This is a genomic window from Legionella shakespearei DSM 23087, assembly GCF_000373765.1.
GTDB classification, from domain to species: Bacteria; Pseudomonadota; Gammaproteobacteria; order Legionellales; family Legionellaceae; genus Legionella; species Legionella shakespearei.
On the sequence record NZ_KB892401.1, the window covers coordinates 15,438 to 34,207 of the forward strand.

Consider the following 18,770-nt stretch of genomic DNA (forward strand, 5'->3'; position numbering starts at 1 on the left):
AGGACGACGTAGATTGGGGAAGGGGCAGTGAGTGTAGCCCGGTCTGCTTGCAGCCGGGATCGCGCAAATAAAAATCCCGGCAGGGCTTCAAACTGTCACCATGCCGTATTCAGGAGATCCTTCGTGCCAAAAGACGCGCTCAGGACGACGTAGATTGGGGAAGGGGCAGTGTCTGTGCTGCAACAAAAATTCCGCTTCCTCACGGTCGCGGCTCGGTTTTCGTGCGTTCGTATCTACTTCATCGTGCACCGGAAACCGAGCCGCGACCGTCAGGAAGCGGAACAGTTATACCGGTACGTACTTTATTTCCTGCTCTGGACTTTCGCACTGGTATTTATAAAATTCATTGCCACCTCGATCCTGGCTTATTCGTTGATAATGCAAGAAGAAAATATTTATTCAAATAGATTTAAATTTAAATGCAATGTCTAAAAAATGTAATATACTTTAAAGCGATAGCTCATTAAAATAAGGTTATATCATGGACATGAAGAAATATATTTTATCGCTTTCGCTGGTTACATTGATGGGTTCTACCGCCTTTGCCACTACCCAGGAAGGGGAAGATGCTTATAACCAGCAGCGTTATGAAAAGGCATTTATTTTGCTTTCTCCGGAGGCTGATAAGGGTGATGCCAAGGCGCAGTATTTGTTAGGTAAAATGTATTACAATGCTCAGGGTGTGGCTTATAACGCCGAAAAAACAGAGCAATTATTATTAGCTTCCGCGAATCAGGGCAATGTCGATGCACAAGTGCTTCTGGCTGGATTCTATTGGTATCTCAATACACCAGAGGGCTTTAACAAAGCGCTAACCTGGTATCAAAAAGCGGCAAACCAAAATAATCCTGATGGCCAATACGGTTTAGGATACATGTATGACACCGGATCAGGTGTGCCTCAAAATACTGAGACCGCTATGATTTGGTACAAAAAGGCTGCAGAACAGGGAAATTCAAACGCAGCTCTTGCTATTGGCTATGACTACGACACCGGTACTGGTGTAAAAAAAGATAAAACAGAAGCTATAAACTGGTATACCAAAGCTGCAGACATGGGTAATGCCAGTGCTCAATACAATCTGGGTTTAATGTATGAGCAAGGTGATGGTACTCCTGTGGATATAAACAAGGCGTCTCAATACTTTGAAAAAGCAGCCCAGCAAGGCCATGCCAAATCACAATTAGAGTTGGGTTACCTCTATGATACAGGCAAGTTAGGCCCATCTGATCTGCAAAAAGCGGCTTATTGGTACCAAAAAAGTGCTGATGCAGGTAATGCCAATGCCCAATACAATTTGGGTGATATGTATTTTTACGGTGATGGTGTAGGAAAAAATCTTGAACAGTCTGTAGTGTGGATGCGTAAAGCTGCGGAACAAGGTTATGGTAAAGCACAAAACCAATTGGGTGTGTATTATCGGGATGGTATTGGTCTGGCTGCCGATCCTATCATGGCCTACGCCTGGTTTTCTGCTGCAGCAAATCATGGTTATGACAAGGCAAATGCCAACGTGAGTAGTCTTGAGAAAACGCTGAATCCTGATGATTTGGCTAAAGCGAAAGCATTAGCTCAGCAATACACTGATACTTACAAAGTAAAAGAGGAATAAGCTGTCCTATGCTTCCCGCATTACGCTGTCGCTAATGCGGGCTACAGATCTGAGTAAGTTATCATACCGTAGCCCGTATTAGGCGCTAGCCGTAATACGGGATCGAAGTGGCAAAGAGCAATATGTTCCCGCACGCTAATGCGGTCTATATTTCATAACATCTGACATTGATTAAAAGCCTGATGAGCATATAATAGCTTTTAACTCTCTATTCTCATGGCATAAGGCTGAAATGAATTCATTCTTAAGTAACTGGCTTAAGTTACGCGATTACCTCTCTACTGATATCTTTGGTGGTCCCCGAATATTAAAAGCCGCATGGGTTATCAATTTGCAAAAGGTAAGTACTTTACCTTTCGTGTTGTTATTAATGTGGTATTTCGATTGTTTTACCGTCACCGCATGGACTTATGCGGCCCTTCATGGCAGTTATGGATTGTGCTGGCTGTTGAAAGATCGTGTGTTTCCCGATCCCAACTGGGAGAAAAAAGTTACCTTTGGGGGCGCCTTTATGATGTGGGCATTGGTACTTGCCTTATACTGGATTGCACCTGTGATTATTGTTACCCAACGGGTTGAGGCACCTTTCTGGATGTTATTTACCGCTACCCTGATTTATGTTTTGGGGGTGGTCATTATGATGAGCAGCGACACGCAAAAATATTTTACCCTGCGAATCAAACGGGGATTAATAACCGATGGCTTTTTTTCACGTATTCGCCATCCTAACTATCTGGGCGAAATGATGTTGTATGCCTCATTTGCTTTGTTAGCAGAACATTGGTTGCCCTGGGCAGTTTTAGCTTGGGTATGGTCAGGTGTTTTCTTACCCAATATTCTGGGTAAAGAAGCCAGCATGTCACGTTATCCAGAATGGGCGAGTTACAAGGCACGAACAGGAGTTCTGTTACCGAAAATTTTTAAAAATAAAATACAGCATGCATAGGAGCTTATTCGATGTCTGATAAATCAGAACAAAAGAACAGTAAAGTGACCATAGCAGAAAATCAATTAACCGTTCCCATGCTTATTTTGATTGATTTGATTTCGGTATTCTTAAGTTTAATGCCCAGTGTTGCAGCCATTAGCCTGACGGGTTTATTCATTTATCATGGTTATGCAACAACCTGGCTGGTTTTGCCTTTGGCGCCTTTTGTTTTGTTTCTTTCTTTTATTGCAATCATTTTTCTCATCAGGATGTGTTTACCCAGGTTAAAGCCAGGGCGATACAGACGTAAACTGAATAAAATGACGGTGGCCTGGTTTTGTCATTTTTCCCTTTCTCGTGCTGCTAAAATCACGGGTTTTCTTTACATCATCCAATCCTTTAATGTTTTAAAATATCTGTACTGGCGTGCCATGGGGAGTAAGGTATCGTTCCAGATCATGAATTCCTTTGATATTGATTTTGCTGACTACCCGCTCATATCCATAGGTAAGAATGTAACTATGGGGAGCCGAGTAACCATCACCTGTCATTCAGATGTAGGCAGCCTTCTTTTTCTTTCACCCGTTGTTATTGAGGATGATGTCTTTATCGGCATGTCCGTCACCATTGGTCCAGGAACAACCATTAAAAAAGGCGCCTGGATTGGCTATGGAAATGATCTGGTCAACCAGACAGTGGAAGAAAACGTCAAATTTGCCACGATCAAAGCGCTTGGTGAGCAGTCAAATCCGACTGATAAATGAGGTGACTGTTGGCTGTAAAGGGATTTAAATGAAAAAATTATGTGTTGCTCTTTTTATGTGTATTGGTTCGTGGGTACACGCCGAGTGTCTTGTTTACTTAAATAACGATGTTATTGATAAACCCTTGAATGATCCTTTGTTTTCTTTACTGTCCGATTCGGTATCCTGTCCAACATCAGTTCAGGAGCTAAAACAGAAATTAGTCGCTAACCACTTACAGATAGAAACCCGCATGGTAGCGAATCGGGGCAGGAATAATCCTGCGGAGGGTAGCTTTAGCTTTTTTGAATCGGTTTATGGCCAGTTAGCATCGGGACAAAGGGTAAAAAAGGGAGATTTTTTCCTTGGTCATTTTACTGCTCTGGAGGGGAATACCCTTGTCTTGGATCAAAGGCCTGAACACGAAAAATTATTAATCGAGCTCATCGTCTGGGACAGGCAGAAAGAGCAATACAATTTCTATGAACTCAGAGGATGGGAACGCGGGGGCGTGCGCTGGTTTTACCGAGGCGATTCAGCCGATGCTTATAAAGATAACAAGTGGTTATACCGTAAAAGCCCTGCAAATGAAGACCATTTTGGCAGCCGTATGCGCTGTTCTGCCTGCCATAATTCGGGAGGACCTATTCTTAAAGAAATGTCCTTGCCACACAATGACTGGTGGACTGATCTGCGTCCATTAATTCTTGCTCCTAATCATCCTGACCCTGAAGTTGAACGTTTAATTGCCGAACTCGCAGACGCTGATTTATTAGCCAGGGATGTGCGTACAGGGGCGAATAAATTAGGTAATAGTTCTTCTATGACAGCCTTTGGTAAGCAGTTATCATTACAGGAACAATTACGCCCACTCTTTTGTACTACAGAAATAAATCTGGAATCCAGTGCTGATGAAGAGGGGAGCAGCTTTTTAATTCCTTCCGCTTTTTGGCTTAATCCTGTGTTGGGTCAAATCAATATAAGCGTGTCGCGTGATGCATATAATGAAGTGCTTGAAACTCTTGATATGAATTTTCCCGAAACGTCACTGCGCGATGCCGACCATGCCTGGCTGACTCCGGTAAAGAGTGACGCAGATCTGCAGGAGATTCAACGCCTTATCAAGCAAGGGCTAATCAGTGAAGAGTTTGCAAAAGCGGTGTTGATGATTGATTTTACCCATCCTGTATTTTCCACGGAACGATGTGATCTTTTAAAATTACTTCCTGAAACGAATGAAAAAGAATGGCTATCTCACTTCATGAGTCATTTACGCAAGCAAAGCAGTAAAAACAAAGCAGCCGCGACCCTGAGCGATTATCTTGAGAATCCGGTGGTGTATCAGGGTAAAGCCATGCAGGAAATTCATCAATATCAGCAGTATTTGGCGCAGCTTTTAATGACCCGAGAGGGATTAAAAACCAGCTATCTGAATTTGATTGCTTTGAGAAAATCAGTTTTTACCAGTGAACTGTCGCAAAATCCCAAAGGACAGATTCTTGAGCCGGGATTCAGAGTTATTTTTCCTGAGAGTATGGTGTAGATTAAGTTAACGTGAGTTATGGATAAGAAGATTGATTTACTTCGATGCCGTTCGGGCTGAGGAGAGGCGGTAGCCTCGTCTCGAAGCCTTAGCACCATGCCCAGGCTTCGAGACAGCGCTATCGCGCTTCCTCAGCCCGAACGGCATCGAAGTAACGATTGGATAAAACAAGCTTGTTATCCATAACTCGTTAAGTTGTGGAAACCGAGCCGCGACCGTCAGGAAGCGGAACAGTTATACTGGCAGGGACAATGTTTCTGCTCTGAACCCCTAGCTCCCTCTTTTATTACATCACTCCTTGTTTAAGGCTTATAGTTGACACTACTTTTTTCGGAATCGGTCATCAATGCATCTAAAACTTCATATTGAGAAGTATATTTATTATCACATTGGGGATTAAGGGAAACCAGCAATGTATTCAACACATTTTTTGTGGGATAGGCTACCCATAAATGGTGTAAATAGGAGTAAAACTGGGGTGAGCCTGTTAATCCATCCGCAGGCTTTTCACGATTTGTTATTTTACATTTACCTTGATCAAATTGAAGAATCAAAGTATTCAGTTGGTTGTCAGAATCTTGCCATGCAAAGCATAATTTATGTTGGTGAATCACGACTGCGGGCATTGAATGGAACTTTTCCGTGAGACGTACTGGATCACTCCAGGTTAATCCATCAGTAGAATGCAGTACAATAACAGACATTTCTTCGTATAATTTGTTGAAAAACAAAACATCGCGGTGTTACACCGATATTTGATAAAACAGACTGTTTTAGGAGCTGTAGACAAAGCGAGGGTTCCCTCGCTTTGTTGCCAGAGTATTAAGGGTTTGCTGTATGCACAGGCTGCTGCATCAATGAAGTAATTGATGAGGTCAGAATCCCCGGGTTATTTTTCCCGCCTATGGTCAGGTCAACGGACATATAAGGAAGATTAAACAGATACAAGAGGGCTACAAAAATGAAGCCTGTAGCTATATTTCCTATTGCGATCCATTTTTTTTCTTCTGCATTGCCAAAGAAAGCAGTCAGTGCGTATGTCAGGGTAAAGAGAAGGGCAACCAGCAAGTATAAGCAGACGTTAATGTCTATGGTGAGTTCACGGAGAACTTTATAAGTCATCATGAGAGCCAGTATGAACAAAATAACCCGGTATACTTGTAAGACTGTTTCTAACCATGCTGGATAATCTGATGCTTCATTTCCGTCCTGATAATAAGCATTAAAGAACAGAACACCCATAACGGTCAAAGGCAATAAAACAAGCAGAGGATTGATGTGTTCTATCCCGCCGGTAAAAGAATGCAGAAGATATAAAACAAAGTAAATACCGCTGATTATGGCCAGGAAAGGAAACAGGAAATACATAATGCGTAACATTAAAAATCGTAGGCCGTAAACAATTTTTATATTTTGCTGGCCAACTGCCAAACCGATAAAGAATAAAGTACTGTTGCAAATCAAATTAAAATGGTGATTATAAAAATATAAATCTGCCAAAAAATTACTGCCTACTGTTTTGAATATAAAGGCAGCCAGCATAATCAGCAGATTGGCTAATGAAGAAAAAATAGAAGCAATCACTATTAAAGGTATCGTGTTCCACACTGCGGCAAACAAAGTGCTGTAACTGATTTGAATGCTGTTGTCGTGATGAAAAGCATAATGGAAGCAATGAACCACATAAACAAAAAACGGAAAAGCAACCAGAAAAGTAAGAAAATGGGCATAATTAGTGATATTAAAGTCCACATTTAATGGCAGCAGAGGCGATGATAAAAACAGGGCGAGCAACAGGCTGGTGCCTGCCAGGCGCACTATGTTGTTGTCATCGTATGCCAAAGCAAACAAAAGGCTGAACAATGTAGGAATGGCGTAATAAACCAGAGTTAAATTCTGGTGGCGAATTAGTTGGTCAAGAATTATTCCCAGTAACAATCCAAGTACTGCAAAAAGGTAAATTCCCTTTTTTGATGTCATTTTTTTCTCCATAATAGACCGTATTAGCCAAATGTAATACGGGATCGAAGTGGCAATAAACCCTTGTCATCCCTCATTCAAAAACTGACAAAGTAAGCGTTGGAAATGATGAGTGCCCTGTTCTTTGGTTGGTGAAAAACGGCCAGCATCATAATACCTTGATTTTATTCCCTTTTGTACTGATTCAACCACCGCCTCATCCTCCTGTTCAACCTGATCAAGTGCTCCTCCTGCCCCCTTACCTAATTTTGATTCATCAAGCACGTAGGTTAAAAAGGAGACTTGGGTTAATTCGGGTCCAATAGGTTTGACCACATTGACAGAACATCCCCAAGGATAGAAATTAAGCATGGTATTGGGAAATATCCAATAGTAGTAGGCAGCAACCCGCTTGCCATAATCTTGTGAGTCCTTTGGTAAATCAAAGCACTCTTCGTTATCACTGGCTAAAGCCAGTTGCAAATTGCTGTAAGGATATAATTCTGTAGTATACGTAGTACAATCAATAACTTGCCTTAATCCTGGATGAACAAAAGGAATATGTAAGGCTTCAAGATAATTTTCGCAATATAAAGCCCAGTGTGCTTTCACCATGTAATCTTTGGATCGTGTTTTATCCAGGCGCATCTTCTCCATAGGCAACCAGAACAAGCGTTCTTTGATGTCAGCAAAAACTTCATGAAAAGGAACGGCAGGCGATAAAGAGGTGAACAGGAATGGTTCCAGAGTGTCGAAGGGGATACGGCTAAGATTGTCGCGGGCTGATGGGAAATCTTTGGTTTGTTCAAACTCAGGCATATGCAACAATTCACCGCAAAGGTTAAAGCGGCGGCCATGGTAATTGCATTTTATTTTGTGCGCGGTACAGGGAGCGTCAATAAGAATATTGCCTCGGTGTGTGCATACATTACTTAAACAACGAATAAGATTGTTTTCATCTTTGACAAATAATAAAGGCTCATTCAGAAAATCGGGCAGTAGCGTAAACGGTACCATTTGTCCTTTTGCGCCTAACTCTTCCGTACTGAAACAAAATTGCCAGGTTTTGGCAAATATTTTTTCTTTAGTTAAAGCAAACCATTCAGGGGAGGTGTAAAATTCTGAGGGTATTGTGGACGCTTTAGCTATATCCGGATCAATATACACGCTTTTCATAACCATTCCTTACATCAAATCAATCCATTAATTGAAACTGTAGAAGCTAGTGCAATTTACTATGGTCTGTCAATAAGTTAACACATTTTCCGGGTACACGTCGTCCTGTATGGGGAGATCCTTCGCGCAAAAAGACGTGCTCAGGACAACGTGGTTCTTTGATAAGAATTTCAAATTGTCCGTTTACATGGGGGGCGATTCGTGTCATAGATCATAGTATTGCACTAAAAGGAGCTTAGTCTATTGAATATTTTAATTGCAGGTGCTTCGGGATTGATTGGCCAGGAACTCATTCGTGGCTTGTCTTCGGAACATCATTTTACCCTTCTTGGGCGACATAAAGATTTACTGAAACAGGTTTTTTCAGGACGAATTCTTTCGGTATCCTGGGATGAATTAAACACTCTGGATGCGCATCAGTTCGATGCGGTAATCAACCTGAGCGGCCATAATATTGCAGCGTCACGCTGGACACCTTTTGTTAAAGAAGAAATTATTAATTCGCGGGTGCATACCACTGAAAAACTGGTTGACTGGATTTTAAAACAAAAGGCAAAACCGCATATTTATTGCGCCAATGCGGTGGGCATTTACGGTTTACAGGAAAATGGTGATGCTACAGAGCTGGATGAAGACACACCTATAGATTTTGAGCACCCTAAAGATTTTTTAAGTGAAATCGGTGTGCGCTGGCAACAGGCTTTGGCTAAGGCAGAAAAAGCGGGGCTTGCGGTAACATCTACACGGTTTGGGGTAGTGTTGAAAAAAGGAGAAGGATTTCTGGGGCGTTTGTATCCCAGTTTTATTACCGGCTTTGGTAGTGTTATTGGTAATGGCAAGCAGTATCTTTCCTGGGTAGACAGTCAGGATCTGGTTAATGCCTATCGGTTTTTATTAAACCATCCCAACATCACTGGCCCTGTAAATATTACCTCGCCCAATCCTTGCATGCAAAAAGACTTCGCCAAAGCTTATGCGAAATCATTGCATCGGCCTTTATTATTTTTGACCCCTGCTTTTGTCATTCATTTCTTATTTGGTGAGATGGGGGATTGTTTAATCAATCAGGGGCAAAAAGTAGTGCCCAAGCGTCTTTTGGAGGCAGGATTTGAATTTAAATGGCCAACCATTCAAAGTGCTTTGAAACATATTGCCAATTCAAAACCCAGCTGGGCTGAAGAACATCATGGGTGAACCTCATAAAAAACATTTTAAAACCCCGAGAAACATTTATCTGCATTTGACACGTAATGCCCTGATTGGTCTGGTTCTTATTGCAGTGGCGCTTTATGCGGGGATGTTGGGTTATCATTTTTTTGAAGGCATGTCCTGGATTGATTCATTTCTTAATGCGTCCATGATCCTTTCAGGTATGGGGCCTGCAAACGCATTGACTACAACAGCAGGAAAGTTATTTTCCGGTTGTTATGCTTTATTCAGTGGGCTGGCCTTTATTGCCATTATTGTGATTATACTGTCTCCATTTATTCACCGCTTTTTTCGCAAAATTCATTTGGAAACGAGTAAGGATGATTGCACGTCGTCCTGACGACGTGCATTGTCGTAGCGAATTTAAAAATTAATGCGCTCTTTTGAAGAAAGACTTCAGGCTCATTGGTGTGATTGGCTCATCAGCATTGATTGCTGCTGCAAACAAATCCTGGCGACCGGTGTCATAATCGCAAATGGTTGCGCCATTATGTTGCTCAGGAACTCCGGGAGCGCTCATGGAAGCTAAAACTTCATTTGCTTCATCTAAAGCCACATCTATAGAATCGCCTTCCAGAGGAGCAATAATAAAACCCCAGAGAGATTCGGTATTGTAGTTACTGATGTTGTAAGTAAGATAAATATTGGGGCCAAGCTCTTCAGCCATAGCCATTCCTTCTGCTTTAATCGCATTTAAATCCGGGCATACAGAATTTTGACCTGCGAACGCTGAGCCGGCAAGAATTACTGCACCAATAAATGTGGCTAATTTAGATCGTAACATCGTGTTATATCTCCTGACTTGGTTGTTGAAAATCTCAAAACGTTACTTTAACGTGAGTTTCGGATAAGAAGCTTGTTTTATCCAGTCGTTACTTCGATGCCGTTCGGGCTGAGGAGAGGCGGTAGCCTCGTCTCGAAGCCTTAGCACCATGCCAAGGCTTCGAGACAGCGCTATCGCGCTTCCTCAGCCCGAACGGATCGAGGTAAACAATGGCTCAAACAACTTTCTTATCCGAAACTCACGTTACTTTAAAAATTAAGTTTATTGCGAAGCAAACGCTTTGACGGCAAGAGAGTATCACTTGCCTATAAGATTTACAACAGAGATTTTTTTTGTAATACAGGGTTAAAATAAATTCAAAGAAATCATTTAACTTTTTGATTTTAATTGTTTTTTATTGCATGGCGTTCGTGGAACAGCAGGTATTTGCCTCAGGACATAACAATTCTGCATTGATAACTCCTGACATAAGCTGAATTTGCCGTTCATACATTGCGCGATCATAGCCACCTTCCAGTCCCCAGTAAAAACCTGAAAAAAGTTCTTTATTCTGGTTGTACAAGCGAAAGAGACGTTCATAGAAATAGCTCAAGTCACCATCGTTAAAGCGGGATTTGTGTGCTGCGGAGTCTGCCATCATGCGGCCATTTATAAATTTACCACAATAGGCCGTTTCGTCTTCATGTGAGTCCCAGCCGGTGGGCAGTAAAAGTGCTATTTTTTGTCCCGAGGTTTTAGCTTCTTCAATGGACTCTTTAATTTTGGATAAAGCAAACAGCAGTGCTGGATGAACACCGATTTTTTTGCGGGTTGTCTGGCTCAGATCAACTGCGTAGTACTCTAATTGATTGTGTTCCCAACGACGAATGTGCTGGTTGTTCTCAATACCTGGAGAACCAAATTCCTGACTAATGAAGGCAAAGTCCTGTTGCGGATATACCCGGGAATCAAAAACATCAATATGGCAGATATTCATATGGGCAGATGTTTCCCGCAAAATATTGCATAAGCCATCATCCCGATTTACATCAGTGCCCACAATCACATATTTGAGTGCCTGTCCCTGAGTTAGCTCCCAATACTTCATCAACACAGCTGTTTTGTTAATCACGCAAAAGCCGCGACCCTCCGCATGATAGGCATGATGGGAGGGTAAACCGAAGGAAAATTGTAAGGGCGATGGGTTGAAGCAGGTTGTTGCCAAATCTTTAATTAAAATTTCAAATGTTTCCGGGGTAACCGCAGTGTCACCATTTAATGCTTTAAATCCTTTTGACCGTGCCTGAATACAGCAATTGATGAGTTGTATCAGATATTTTTCAGAATGAACCGCGCGTAATGAAGAGAGGAGAAGGTCTTCAACTGGAAATTGGTTTAATAAGTCTACTGCTTCGTTGATAGTTCCTGTCTTAATTACCGCGAATAACTGACGCCAATAATCAGGTAATGCAGTATGGTTTGTGGTGATTACGGGCAATGAATCGTTTTGTAGTACCGCTTCAGTCATGTGGGTCAGGCGTTGTAATTGATCTTCATTGGCTCCTGCAATCATATGCCGCATGTTTGCCAAATCATCAGAAGAGGGAATCTGGATATAACCTTGGTCTGAGTCGGTCTGGTTCGGGTTGAGGGCTGCCTGTACCCTGTTTTTTAATCGGGTATTGAGTGTTGCATAAGTACGAGATTGGGTATATGTAGTTAACTCATCCAGCAATGTGCGTAACTCATCCTCAGCATCCATGGTGTTGGGATTCAAATCCCGAATCATCTGGAGGCACAATAGAATTTTATTTTTAAGGGCTTCTGCAGCAGTCTGCTTTTTTTTAAAAAGAGTTTTTGGCATGTTATCTCGCAAAATAAAATTCTTCAAAGCGATAAACAGTGTATCTACTCTGACTGATATAAGCTATAGCTTATAGTATAGTAAATGTTTTTACGCTGGAGTGTTACATGATGGTCAGTCATAAGATGATTCAATTAGCGCCCAAAGCTTATGGCGCCCATTTAATTACAGAAGAAATTTTAAAGCAGGTCGAATTGAAAGGATCGGGAATTCTGCATTTATTCATTCGGCACACTTCCGCAGCTTTATCTATTAATGAAAATGCGTCACCTGATGTTCTGGAAGATGTAAATCAGTTTTTTTCCAGCCTGGTTCCAGAGGGGGAGCATTACAGACATAATGACGAAGGCCCTGATGATATGCCGGCACATATTAAATCGATGTTATGCTCCTCATCGCTAAGTATTCCCTTTCAGGATGGTAAGTTATTGTTAGGCATTTGGCAGGGTATTTATCTTATGGAGTTTCGAAAAAGAGCGGGGGCAAGGACTGTTATTGTCAGTCAGATTGGTTGAGAAGAAAACCGAGAGCTGAAGTATTCCTTGATAATTGATAAACACTCCGCCCTGTCGGGCACCCTCCCTACTTGCACAGAGCCTCATGTTTATTCGCATCTTTTTACTGTATTTAAATCAATATCATACACTTTATAAGATGAAAAAATCCCTTTATCAAAGACTCGCCAGTCCACAGAGCATCGTAAGTGATCGCCAGTAATGACATAAAAACTGTTTTTGCCGTCTTTAGTACGGGGGCAGAAAGTAGAGCCTGCGTGGAGAAGGGCGCATTGCTTGCCGTTGTTTTTAGTGATCAAAGTCAGATTGCCATAATGGAGATGTCCGGTGCACACTATGTGAATGGGGCTGTCCTTTAAATAATAAAGAAATTCCTTCGCATTATCCAAAGGCTGGTGCATGCCTGAAAAATACTTCAGGTTGTGATGAAAAAAGAGAATATTTAATTGTCCCTTTGTTGCAGAAAAATGGCTGTTAATGCGTTTTAAATCTTTTTTCCTCAAGGTTCCGTCTTTAATTTTATAGGGCGTTGCACTGTTAATTCCCAGAATATTGACCCGCTCATCTGCATAAGTTGCATCAAGTTTGGGAGAAACATAGTTCTTATACTGTTTGAAGGGTTCAATGAAGCGGGATACAGGGTTATACAGAGGTATGTCATGATTGCCTGGCACGATAAGCAGAGGCACAGTGAAGCCTTGCAGAAATGTTGATAATTGTTCGAATTCGTGGGTTCTCGCTCTTTGGGTGAGATCGCCTGATATTATCATCAGTTCCGGTTTTAAACTCTCCAGATCCTGAAGAAAAGCTGCGATGATTGCCGGATCATTCATGCCAAAATGAAGATCAGAAATATGGACTATGTTCATGATGAATTAGTCAAAAGAGTTAAGGCCGCGGGCAGGCTTTGGTAATGCAGCGGAGTGTTCATTTTTGTGGTTTCCCCATCCAGAGACACGGTTACTTCTTTATCATGATCAAAATGGATTTCAATCGGATGTTCCGATTGTTTGATTTCAAAAAGATTTTTATTACTGAACAGTCGTTTTATCACTTTGAACAGGCGAATTTTCCCTTGTTTGAAAAAATACAGTCCGAGCAGGGCTTTTTGGAAACTTTCTCTTTTGATGGTTGCCGGAAATTCGTAGGAATACAGATTATTACTGACCATCAAAAAAGAAGTGCGTAAGGGGAGGTTCAGATTTTTGCTTTTTACAGTAAGCCTGAACACCCTGTGCTTTTTAAGGCTTTCAATAAATCCTGGAATATAGCTAAGCCATTTGTTGTAGTATTTGCTGTAGTGATCCCTTTTGTCCGCGAATTTGGGATAAAAGCCGATGGAGGAATTGTTAATAAAAATATGGCCATTGACCTTGGCCAGATCAATCTGAGTCGTCTGTTGCTGTTTCAGAGCCTCAATGATGTCTTCAACGGTCAGCGGTAACCCCATTTCTTTTGCGAAATGGTTAAGGGTACCTAAGGGGAGTACACCTAAAACGGTGTTAGTGTGAGCACAATGATGCGCAACAGTCCTTACTGAACCGTCTCCACCACCAATTAAAATGACTGAGTGTTTTTTTATGCACTTTTGAATTGTTGCTTCGAGATGTTCTGCTTTAGTTTTATAGAGCTCATAAGGGATGTGGGCTTTATCAAACCCTTGCAGATAGCCGTTGGCTGCTGAACAGTTTCTCGCTTTATTGTTTATGACTACAGCTATGGGTTGCATCCTTTCTCCATTAGCTTTTTAACACAGTGCTTCTTTGATTATAGAGCAAAAAGCCGCGCTCAGGACGACGTAGATCGGGACTAGGGTAGTCCGGTTGCTCGCAACCGGGATCTGGGAGTGTGGTGGGGATTGCTCCCATAGTCGTCAGGCTAAGGCTCAGAAGAAGCAAACGGCACGGTTCAGTTCCCTCGCCCGCGCTAGAAATTCGTGTATAGAACTGCAGTTGAACGCGGGAGAGGGTTAGGGAGAGGGCCAATATCGGTCTTAACCCTCTCCCCAGCCCTCTCCCGCGATAAAAATATGATTATTAATAAAATTCCTTTCGCGGGCGAGGGAGCCAGACCCTGCCACATTTTAAGTTTCGAGCCTTAGCCTGACGGCTATGGGATTGCTCCCGGCTGCGAGCAGACCGGGCTACGCTCTGTGCCTTATTAAGGATTTAGAGGTTCGGCAACACTTGATTTTGATGCTGTTTTCATTTTTTCCTGGTCAATAGCGTCACACAATACTATCTTTCCACCTGTTCCCTGTACGGTGCGGACCTCGGCTCTGCAAAAACCAAATTGTTTTAGCTCAGCAACAATAGTTTTTGCTTCACTCTCTGATGCGCAATTACGCCAAATGCTTAATGCATCTTTAATGGTGATCTTCCAGCCAGCCACTCCACTTAACTCTTCCATTTTGCTTTGTAAAAATGCTCTATCATAAGTTGGCTTAAGCAGAGAAACGCTAGTCACAGAAACAGCTGTTGCTTTCTTTTTTTCTACTTCATTCTGCAGTTCTGTTAACACTTCTTTTGATATTGCCAACACTAGCTGTGAACAGAGCAGTGCATGATTGTTATTATTAGGATCCAACAGATTAAGTATGGGATAGTTTACCAGGCGTGCGGTAATTTTTGTTAAATCATAACCCGGTTTAATTGCCCATATTTGTTTTGATATTTCGTTTGCTGCCATGCGTGTAGCAACAAGTTGTTCCAGAACAGGATCTGAGAAAGGCTTGGTCTGAGCTTCAGCGATACATTTTAGTAGGTGTGCCTTTAATGGAGCCCTGTCTTTTTCAATGCAGGCAATAGCCTCTGCATAACTTCCTGTGGTCGCACCGCGGTCTCCTGGTTTACGCATGAGAATATCAGGTAAACCAATGCTGCGCAGTACTATATTCATTAGTTCTACTGCGGTTCGACCATTAGCATTAGGGAATGGATGGATGTGAGTAAATTGAGGAAAAAGATCAGAACAGAAGGTAGCGACGCCATCAAGATCATCTTTGTTCAGCTTTTTCCATTGTGGCACTATAGCTTCAGTAAAGGCGCGCATTTTAGCAGGTAACCGTTCCGGGTAGTCTACAAATAAAACTATTTTTTCTACAACTTTGCGATCTTCCGCAGACAAGAGATCTTCATGCCAGGCTGTGGCCAATCGGTTTATTGCCAAAGTGAAATCAACAAGTGGTGGTTCCAATCTCATCTTTTCTTTTAATGAAGGATGAATAGGTGCATCATCTTGTTGGGCGATCCTTTGCATAATTTTCAGGAACTGTGCTGCATCTGTTCGGTTAAGTCCTTTATGTTCTTCAACGAGAATACTTACAAATTGAGCAAAGCTTGGCATAGGGTTAAAGAGCTTCGCCATATACATACCTATCATATTCATCATATTGGAGCCGTAATGCCAACGGCTAATTAATACTTTTGAATATTCGCCGCTTTTTTCCTCACTTAGAGAAAGCAAGGTTTTACCCATACGTTGGTGGATATTCAGTATCCAGTCTTCGAGTAACTCTGGCGTTATTGCTTCAATACCATGTTCCTGAATCCAGGGCAGAATAACCTCTTCAGCATAAAGATAGGCTTCAATCATGTCGTCGAATTGGCCGAATTTAAAAGGTGTTTCATTCATGTCTTCTCCAGACATGAGGGCTTTAGGAGAAGATTCTGGCTCGAACGTGTAGGCCAGTGCGGGATTGAATAATTTAAGATCTGAAAAAAGACGCATTTTAACTCCACCGTCAAAGAAAACATTTATTTTACTTGTTGATCTTAAATAGATCAACAAGTTTAAATTTGGAGTTTAAAATACAATTTCGGCCTAATGAATTATTCGTCCTCATCAATTTGAACATTAAAAGTACTGGTCACACTGCCGCAGAAATTTTTTGCTGTAACCGTTAGATCAAAATTATCTTTTGTTTCAGCGTCTATTTTGATGGTACCGCTGTGTTCATCAATGTCTGCCTTGTTAGGTGCTTTGATTTGTTGAAAAGAAAGGGAATAATTCAAGTCGGAACCCTTGAAGTAAAGAGCAGTGTTGATGTTCGCGACATTGGTGGCAATGATGCTCCAGTCATCTATGGGTTTAATGAGTTCAGGTTTTTTGCAGGCATCTTCAGAAGCGGCGTTAACTCCAAAACTGAAACAACCCAGTAATAACATCCATCTTATGGTACTCATAAGGATCTCCTGATGTTGTACTAAATACAAGTATAGATGACTCAGTAAACTCTGCTGCTTTTCTTGAGGCTAAATAATGCTATAGTTAGGCCTCATCTGGAACAATGATTTTGAAAACGGTGTACTGAATAAGGAAAAAGTATCATGAAAGCAATAGGTTATTACACGGCTTTACCCATTGATAATGAGCAAGCACTGATGAATTTGACTCTTCCTGAGCCGGTCGCCTCAGGCCATGACATTTTAGTACAGGTAAAAGCTGTTGCAGTTAACCCGGTTGATACCAAAGTAAGACGTAATGTTCAGCCCGCAGGAGATGAGGCTAAAATTTTGGGATGGGATGCTGCAGGTGTCGTTGTTGCTGTAGGTTCTGAAGTCACTTTATTTAATGTGGGCGATGAAGTCTGGTATGCGGGCGATTTGACCAGGCCTGGTTGCAATAGCGAACTGCATTTGGTTGATGAACGGATTGCTGCTAAAAAGCCAGAATCTTTGAGTTTTGAAGAAGCTGCGGCTCTTCCATTAACCAGTTTGACTGCCTGGGAGCTTTTGTTTGATCGCTTGCAAATTGCTGATAAGGAAAAAGCGACTTTGTTAATTACTGGCGCTGCTGGAGGCGTTGGTTCTGTTTTGGTTCAGCTTGCCAGAAAACTGACTGATCTTACCATTATAGGAACTGCATCACGTCCTGAATCCGTTGACTGGATTCTTAACAATGGCGCTCATCATGTGATTGATCACAGTAAAGACATGAAAGCCCAATTGGCGGCATTAAACTGCTCTGAGGTGGATTATGTGATTAGCCTGACCCATTCTGATGAGCATGGTAAAGCTTTGGTGGATGTCTTAAAGCCGCAAGGTAAATTTGCCTTGATTGATGATCCGCAGCAACTGGATTTTCGTATGTTCAAATTGAAGAGCATTTCCATTCATTGGGAAATGATGTACACCCGTTCTATGTTTAAAACCCCAGATATGATCCGCCAGCATGAAATACTTACTGAAATGGCACGATTAGTCGATTCTGGCCAGATAAAAACAACTCTCGCGGAATCTATGGGGGTTATTAATGCTGCGAATCTGCGGAGGGCTCATGCCTTGCTGGAAAGTGGTTTGTCCAGAGGGAAAATTGTCTTAAGCGGGTTTTAAGGCTTCCGCTGGTCTGCTGTGTAACGAAAGTCAGCGGCCGTAGCCCGTATTAGGCGGAGCCGTAATACGGGATCGAAGTGGTAATGAACTCATTCCCGTATTACGGCTAGCGCCTAATACGGGCTACGGCACTGGAGTGTGGTGGGGATTGATCCTGGCTGCAAGCAGACCGGGCTACGCACCGTGCCGCGTATACTATGCTTTTTTGATGTAAAAATAATTGGAATATGCAAAATGTGGTCAATTAATGGCGCTTATGTTATCATTATGGCTTTATTTTGCTGTTATGGATAATATATGTTCGATAAAGAATTCTTAAATACCGCACCAGTCATTGATAGACGATTAACTCGTTCTCGCAGCCATCTGATACGGCGTTTAAAAGGGTATATCAGTACTCATTACCCTGACCTTACAATAGAAATATATAAATTCACTTTTAATAAGGATGAGTCGATTTCTTATCTTAACAGACATTCTGATTTGCCTTTTATTATTCGTCAATCAGGAGCCTCTTATGTCATAGATTCACGGAATCTTGCGGGGAAGATTGAGCATCACCTGATTGATTTGTCGGAGGAAGAACCAAAGATTTCTTTGCAGGTGATGGGGGTATTTGCAGGTAATATGACTCTGAAAGCACACATCTGTAATCTGATAGCACAAACTGAGGCGAACGAGCATGATGATGCTGCAGTGAGTTATTTCCCACAACCTTTTTAAAGTAACGACTGGATAAAACAATCTTCTTATCCATAACTCGCGTTAAGTTAGGAATATGCGATTGATTTAAATATATAAAAAAACTGTAGCCTTGATTACGCTATCGCTCTGAATGATCCTCTCATATTGAGTACCACTCAGACCTATGCAGGATCGCCTTCCCCTCTCCGGGGGAAGTTGCCCGACAGGGCGGATGGGGGGATCAAAAAAGGAGTTTCTATCAAATAGACCTTTTTACCTTAAATAAGTTTTCTTTTTGATCCCCCCACCCACCCTGTCGGGCACCCTCCCCCTGAGGTGGAGGGGCTACTTGCGAAGATCATCCTGTTTATTTACATCTTTTTACGAGATTAAAATTATGAGAGGATCACTCAGCGCTATCGCTGCATCAAGGCTACGCCT

At 42.0% G+C, this 18,770-nt stretch carries 18 protein-coding genes; 9 read left to right on the plus strand and 9 right to left on the minus strand.

All coding sequences use genetic code 11. The features are described from left to right. The first annotated feature begins 481 nt into the window (after positions 1 to 481). The 4 genes from B094_RS0108410 to B094_RS0108425 all read left to right on the plus strand — a co-directional run bounded on the left by B094_RS0108410 (position 482) and on the right by B094_RS0108425 (position 4,826). Entirely contained in the window at positions 482 to 1,612 is a 1,131-nt protein-coding gene (locus B094_RS0108410) for an SEL1-like repeat protein (protein ID WP_018577364.1), read from the plus strand. Between the two features lie 232 nt (positions 1,613 to 1,844). Then, the gene (locus B094_RS0108415) at positions 1,845 to 2,558 is read left to right on the plus strand and encodes a methyltransferase family protein (protein WP_018577365.1); all 714 of its coding nucleotides are present in this window, start codon (positions 1,845 to 1,847) and stop codon (positions 2,556 to 2,558) included. 11 nt (positions 2,559 to 2,569) lie between these two features. Continuing rightward, positions 2,570 to 3,304, plus strand: a complete 735-nt coding sequence (locus tag B094_RS0108420) for a DapH/DapD/GlmU-related protein (RefSeq protein ID WP_018577366.1) — start codon at positions 2,570 to 2,572, stop codon at positions 3,302 to 3,304. A gap of 28 nt (positions 3,305 to 3,332) precedes the next feature. Continuing rightward, positions 3,333 to 4,826 (plus strand): hypothetical protein, encoded by a 1,494-nt coding sequence (locus B094_RS0108425; RefSeq protein WP_018577367.1) that lies wholly within the window; start codon positions 3,333 to 3,335, stop codon positions 4,824 to 4,826. Between the two features lie 302 nt (positions 4,827 to 5,128). Here the strand turns inward: B094_RS0108425 and B094_RS0108430 are convergent, their stop codons facing one another. The 3 genes from B094_RS0108430 to B094_RS0108440 all read right to left on the minus strand — a co-directional run bounded on the left by B094_RS0108430 (position 5,129) and on the right by B094_RS0108440 (position 7,961). Further along, the gene (locus B094_RS0108430; RefSeq protein ID WP_155823745.1) at positions 5,129 to 5,530 is read right to left on the minus strand and encodes a hypothetical protein; all 402 of its coding nucleotides are present in this window, start codon (positions 5,528 to 5,530) and stop codon (positions 5,129 to 5,131) included. A 118-nt stretch (positions 5,531 to 5,648) separates the two neighbouring features. Beyond that, a complete protein-coding gene (locus B094_RS0108435) occupies positions 5,649 to 6,806 on the minus strand; it encodes a hypothetical protein (protein ID WP_018577369.1) in 1,158 nt (385 codons plus the stop codon). Between the two features lie 66 nt (positions 6,807 to 6,872). Beyond that, on the minus strand, positions 6,873 to 7,961 hold the full coding sequence (locus tag B094_RS0108440; protein WP_018577370.1) for an SRPBCC family protein: 1,089 nt from the start codon (positions 7,959 to 7,961) through the stop codon (positions 6,873 to 6,875). Positions 7,962 to 8,204: 243 nt separating this feature from the next. On the opposite strand from B094_RS0108440, the gene B094_RS0108445 reads away from it, so the two are divergent. Both B094_RS0108445 and B094_RS0108450 read left to right on the plus strand, forming a co-directional pair. Next, entirely contained in the window at positions 8,205 to 9,155 is a 951-nt protein-coding gene (locus tag B094_RS0108445) for a TIGR01777 family oxidoreductase (protein WP_018577371.1), read from the plus strand. Then, positions 9,148 to 9,510 (plus strand): hypothetical protein, encoded by a 363-nt coding sequence (locus B094_RS0108450; RefSeq protein WP_018577372.1) that lies wholly within the window; start codon positions 9,148 to 9,150, stop codon positions 9,508 to 9,510. The genes B094_RS0108445 and B094_RS0108450 overlap by 8 nt, the downstream gene beginning before the upstream one ends. Before the next feature lie 30 nt (positions 9,511 to 9,540). On the opposite strand, the gene B094_RS0108455 is transcribed toward B094_RS0108450, so the two are convergent. Both B094_RS0108455 and B094_RS15960 read right to left on the minus strand, forming a co-directional pair. Further along, a complete protein-coding gene (locus B094_RS0108455) occupies positions 9,541 to 9,954 on the minus strand; it encodes a DUF4949 domain-containing protein (RefSeq protein ID WP_018577373.1) in 414 nt (137 codons plus the stop codon). A gap of 394 nt (positions 9,955 to 10,348) precedes the next feature. Further along, on the minus strand, positions 10,349 to 11,797 hold the full coding sequence (locus B094_RS15960) for an arginase family protein (RefSeq protein ID WP_018577374.1): 1,449 nt from the start codon (positions 11,795 to 11,797) through the stop codon (positions 10,349 to 10,351). Positions 11,798 to 11,904: 107 nt separating this feature from the next. Between B094_RS15960 and B094_RS0108465 the strand changes: the two genes are divergently transcribed. Further along, positions 11,905 to 12,312, plus strand: coding sequence for a secondary thiamine-phosphate synthase enzyme YjbQ (locus tag B094_RS0108465; protein ID WP_018577375.1), 408 nt, complete (start codon positions 11,905 to 11,907; stop codon positions 12,310 to 12,312). 89 nt (positions 12,313 to 12,401) lie between these two features. On the opposite strand, the gene B094_RS0108470 is transcribed toward B094_RS0108465, so the two are convergent. From B094_RS0108470 to B094_RS0108485, 4 genes are all read right to left on the minus strand, one after another. Continuing rightward, positions 12,402 to 13,181, minus strand: coding sequence for a metallophosphoesterase family protein (locus B094_RS0108470; protein WP_018577376.1), 780 nt, complete (start codon positions 13,179 to 13,181; stop codon positions 12,402 to 12,404). Beyond that, on the minus strand, positions 13,178 to 14,041 hold the full coding sequence (locus B094_RS0108475) for a diacylglycerol/lipid kinase family protein (RefSeq protein WP_018577377.1): 864 nt from the start codon (positions 14,039 to 14,041) through the stop codon (positions 13,178 to 13,180). Before B094_RS0108475 ends, B094_RS0108470 begins: the two co-directional genes overlap by 4 nt. 431 nt (positions 14,042 to 14,472) lie before the next feature. Next, complete coding sequence (locus tag B094_RS0108480; protein ID WP_018577378.1) at positions 14,473 to 16,041, minus strand: Fic family protein; 1,569 nt, start codon at positions 16,039 to 16,041, stop codon at positions 14,473 to 14,475. 101 nt (positions 16,042 to 16,142) lie between these two features. Then, positions 16,143 to 16,496, minus strand: coding sequence for a cadherin repeat domain-containing protein (locus B094_RS0108485; protein WP_018577379.1), 354 nt, complete (start codon positions 16,494 to 16,496; stop codon positions 16,143 to 16,145). Positions 16,497 to 16,640: 144 nt separating this feature from the next. On the opposite strand from B094_RS0108485, the gene B094_RS0108490 reads away from it, so the two are divergent. Together B094_RS0108490 and B094_RS0108495 are read left to right on the plus strand one after the other, a co-directional pair. Then, on the plus strand, positions 16,641 to 17,645 hold the full coding sequence (locus B094_RS0108490; RefSeq protein ID WP_018577380.1) for a zinc-binding alcohol dehydrogenase family protein: 1,005 nt from the start codon (positions 16,641 to 16,643) through the stop codon (positions 17,643 to 17,645). Positions 17,646 to 17,942: 297 nt separating this feature from the next. Continuing rightward, the gene (locus B094_RS0108495; RefSeq protein WP_018577381.1) at positions 17,943 to 18,368 is read left to right on the plus strand and encodes a hypothetical protein; all 426 of its coding nucleotides are present in this window, start codon (positions 17,943 to 17,945) and stop codon (positions 18,366 to 18,368) included. Positions 18,369 to 18,770: the final 402 nt, after the last annotated feature.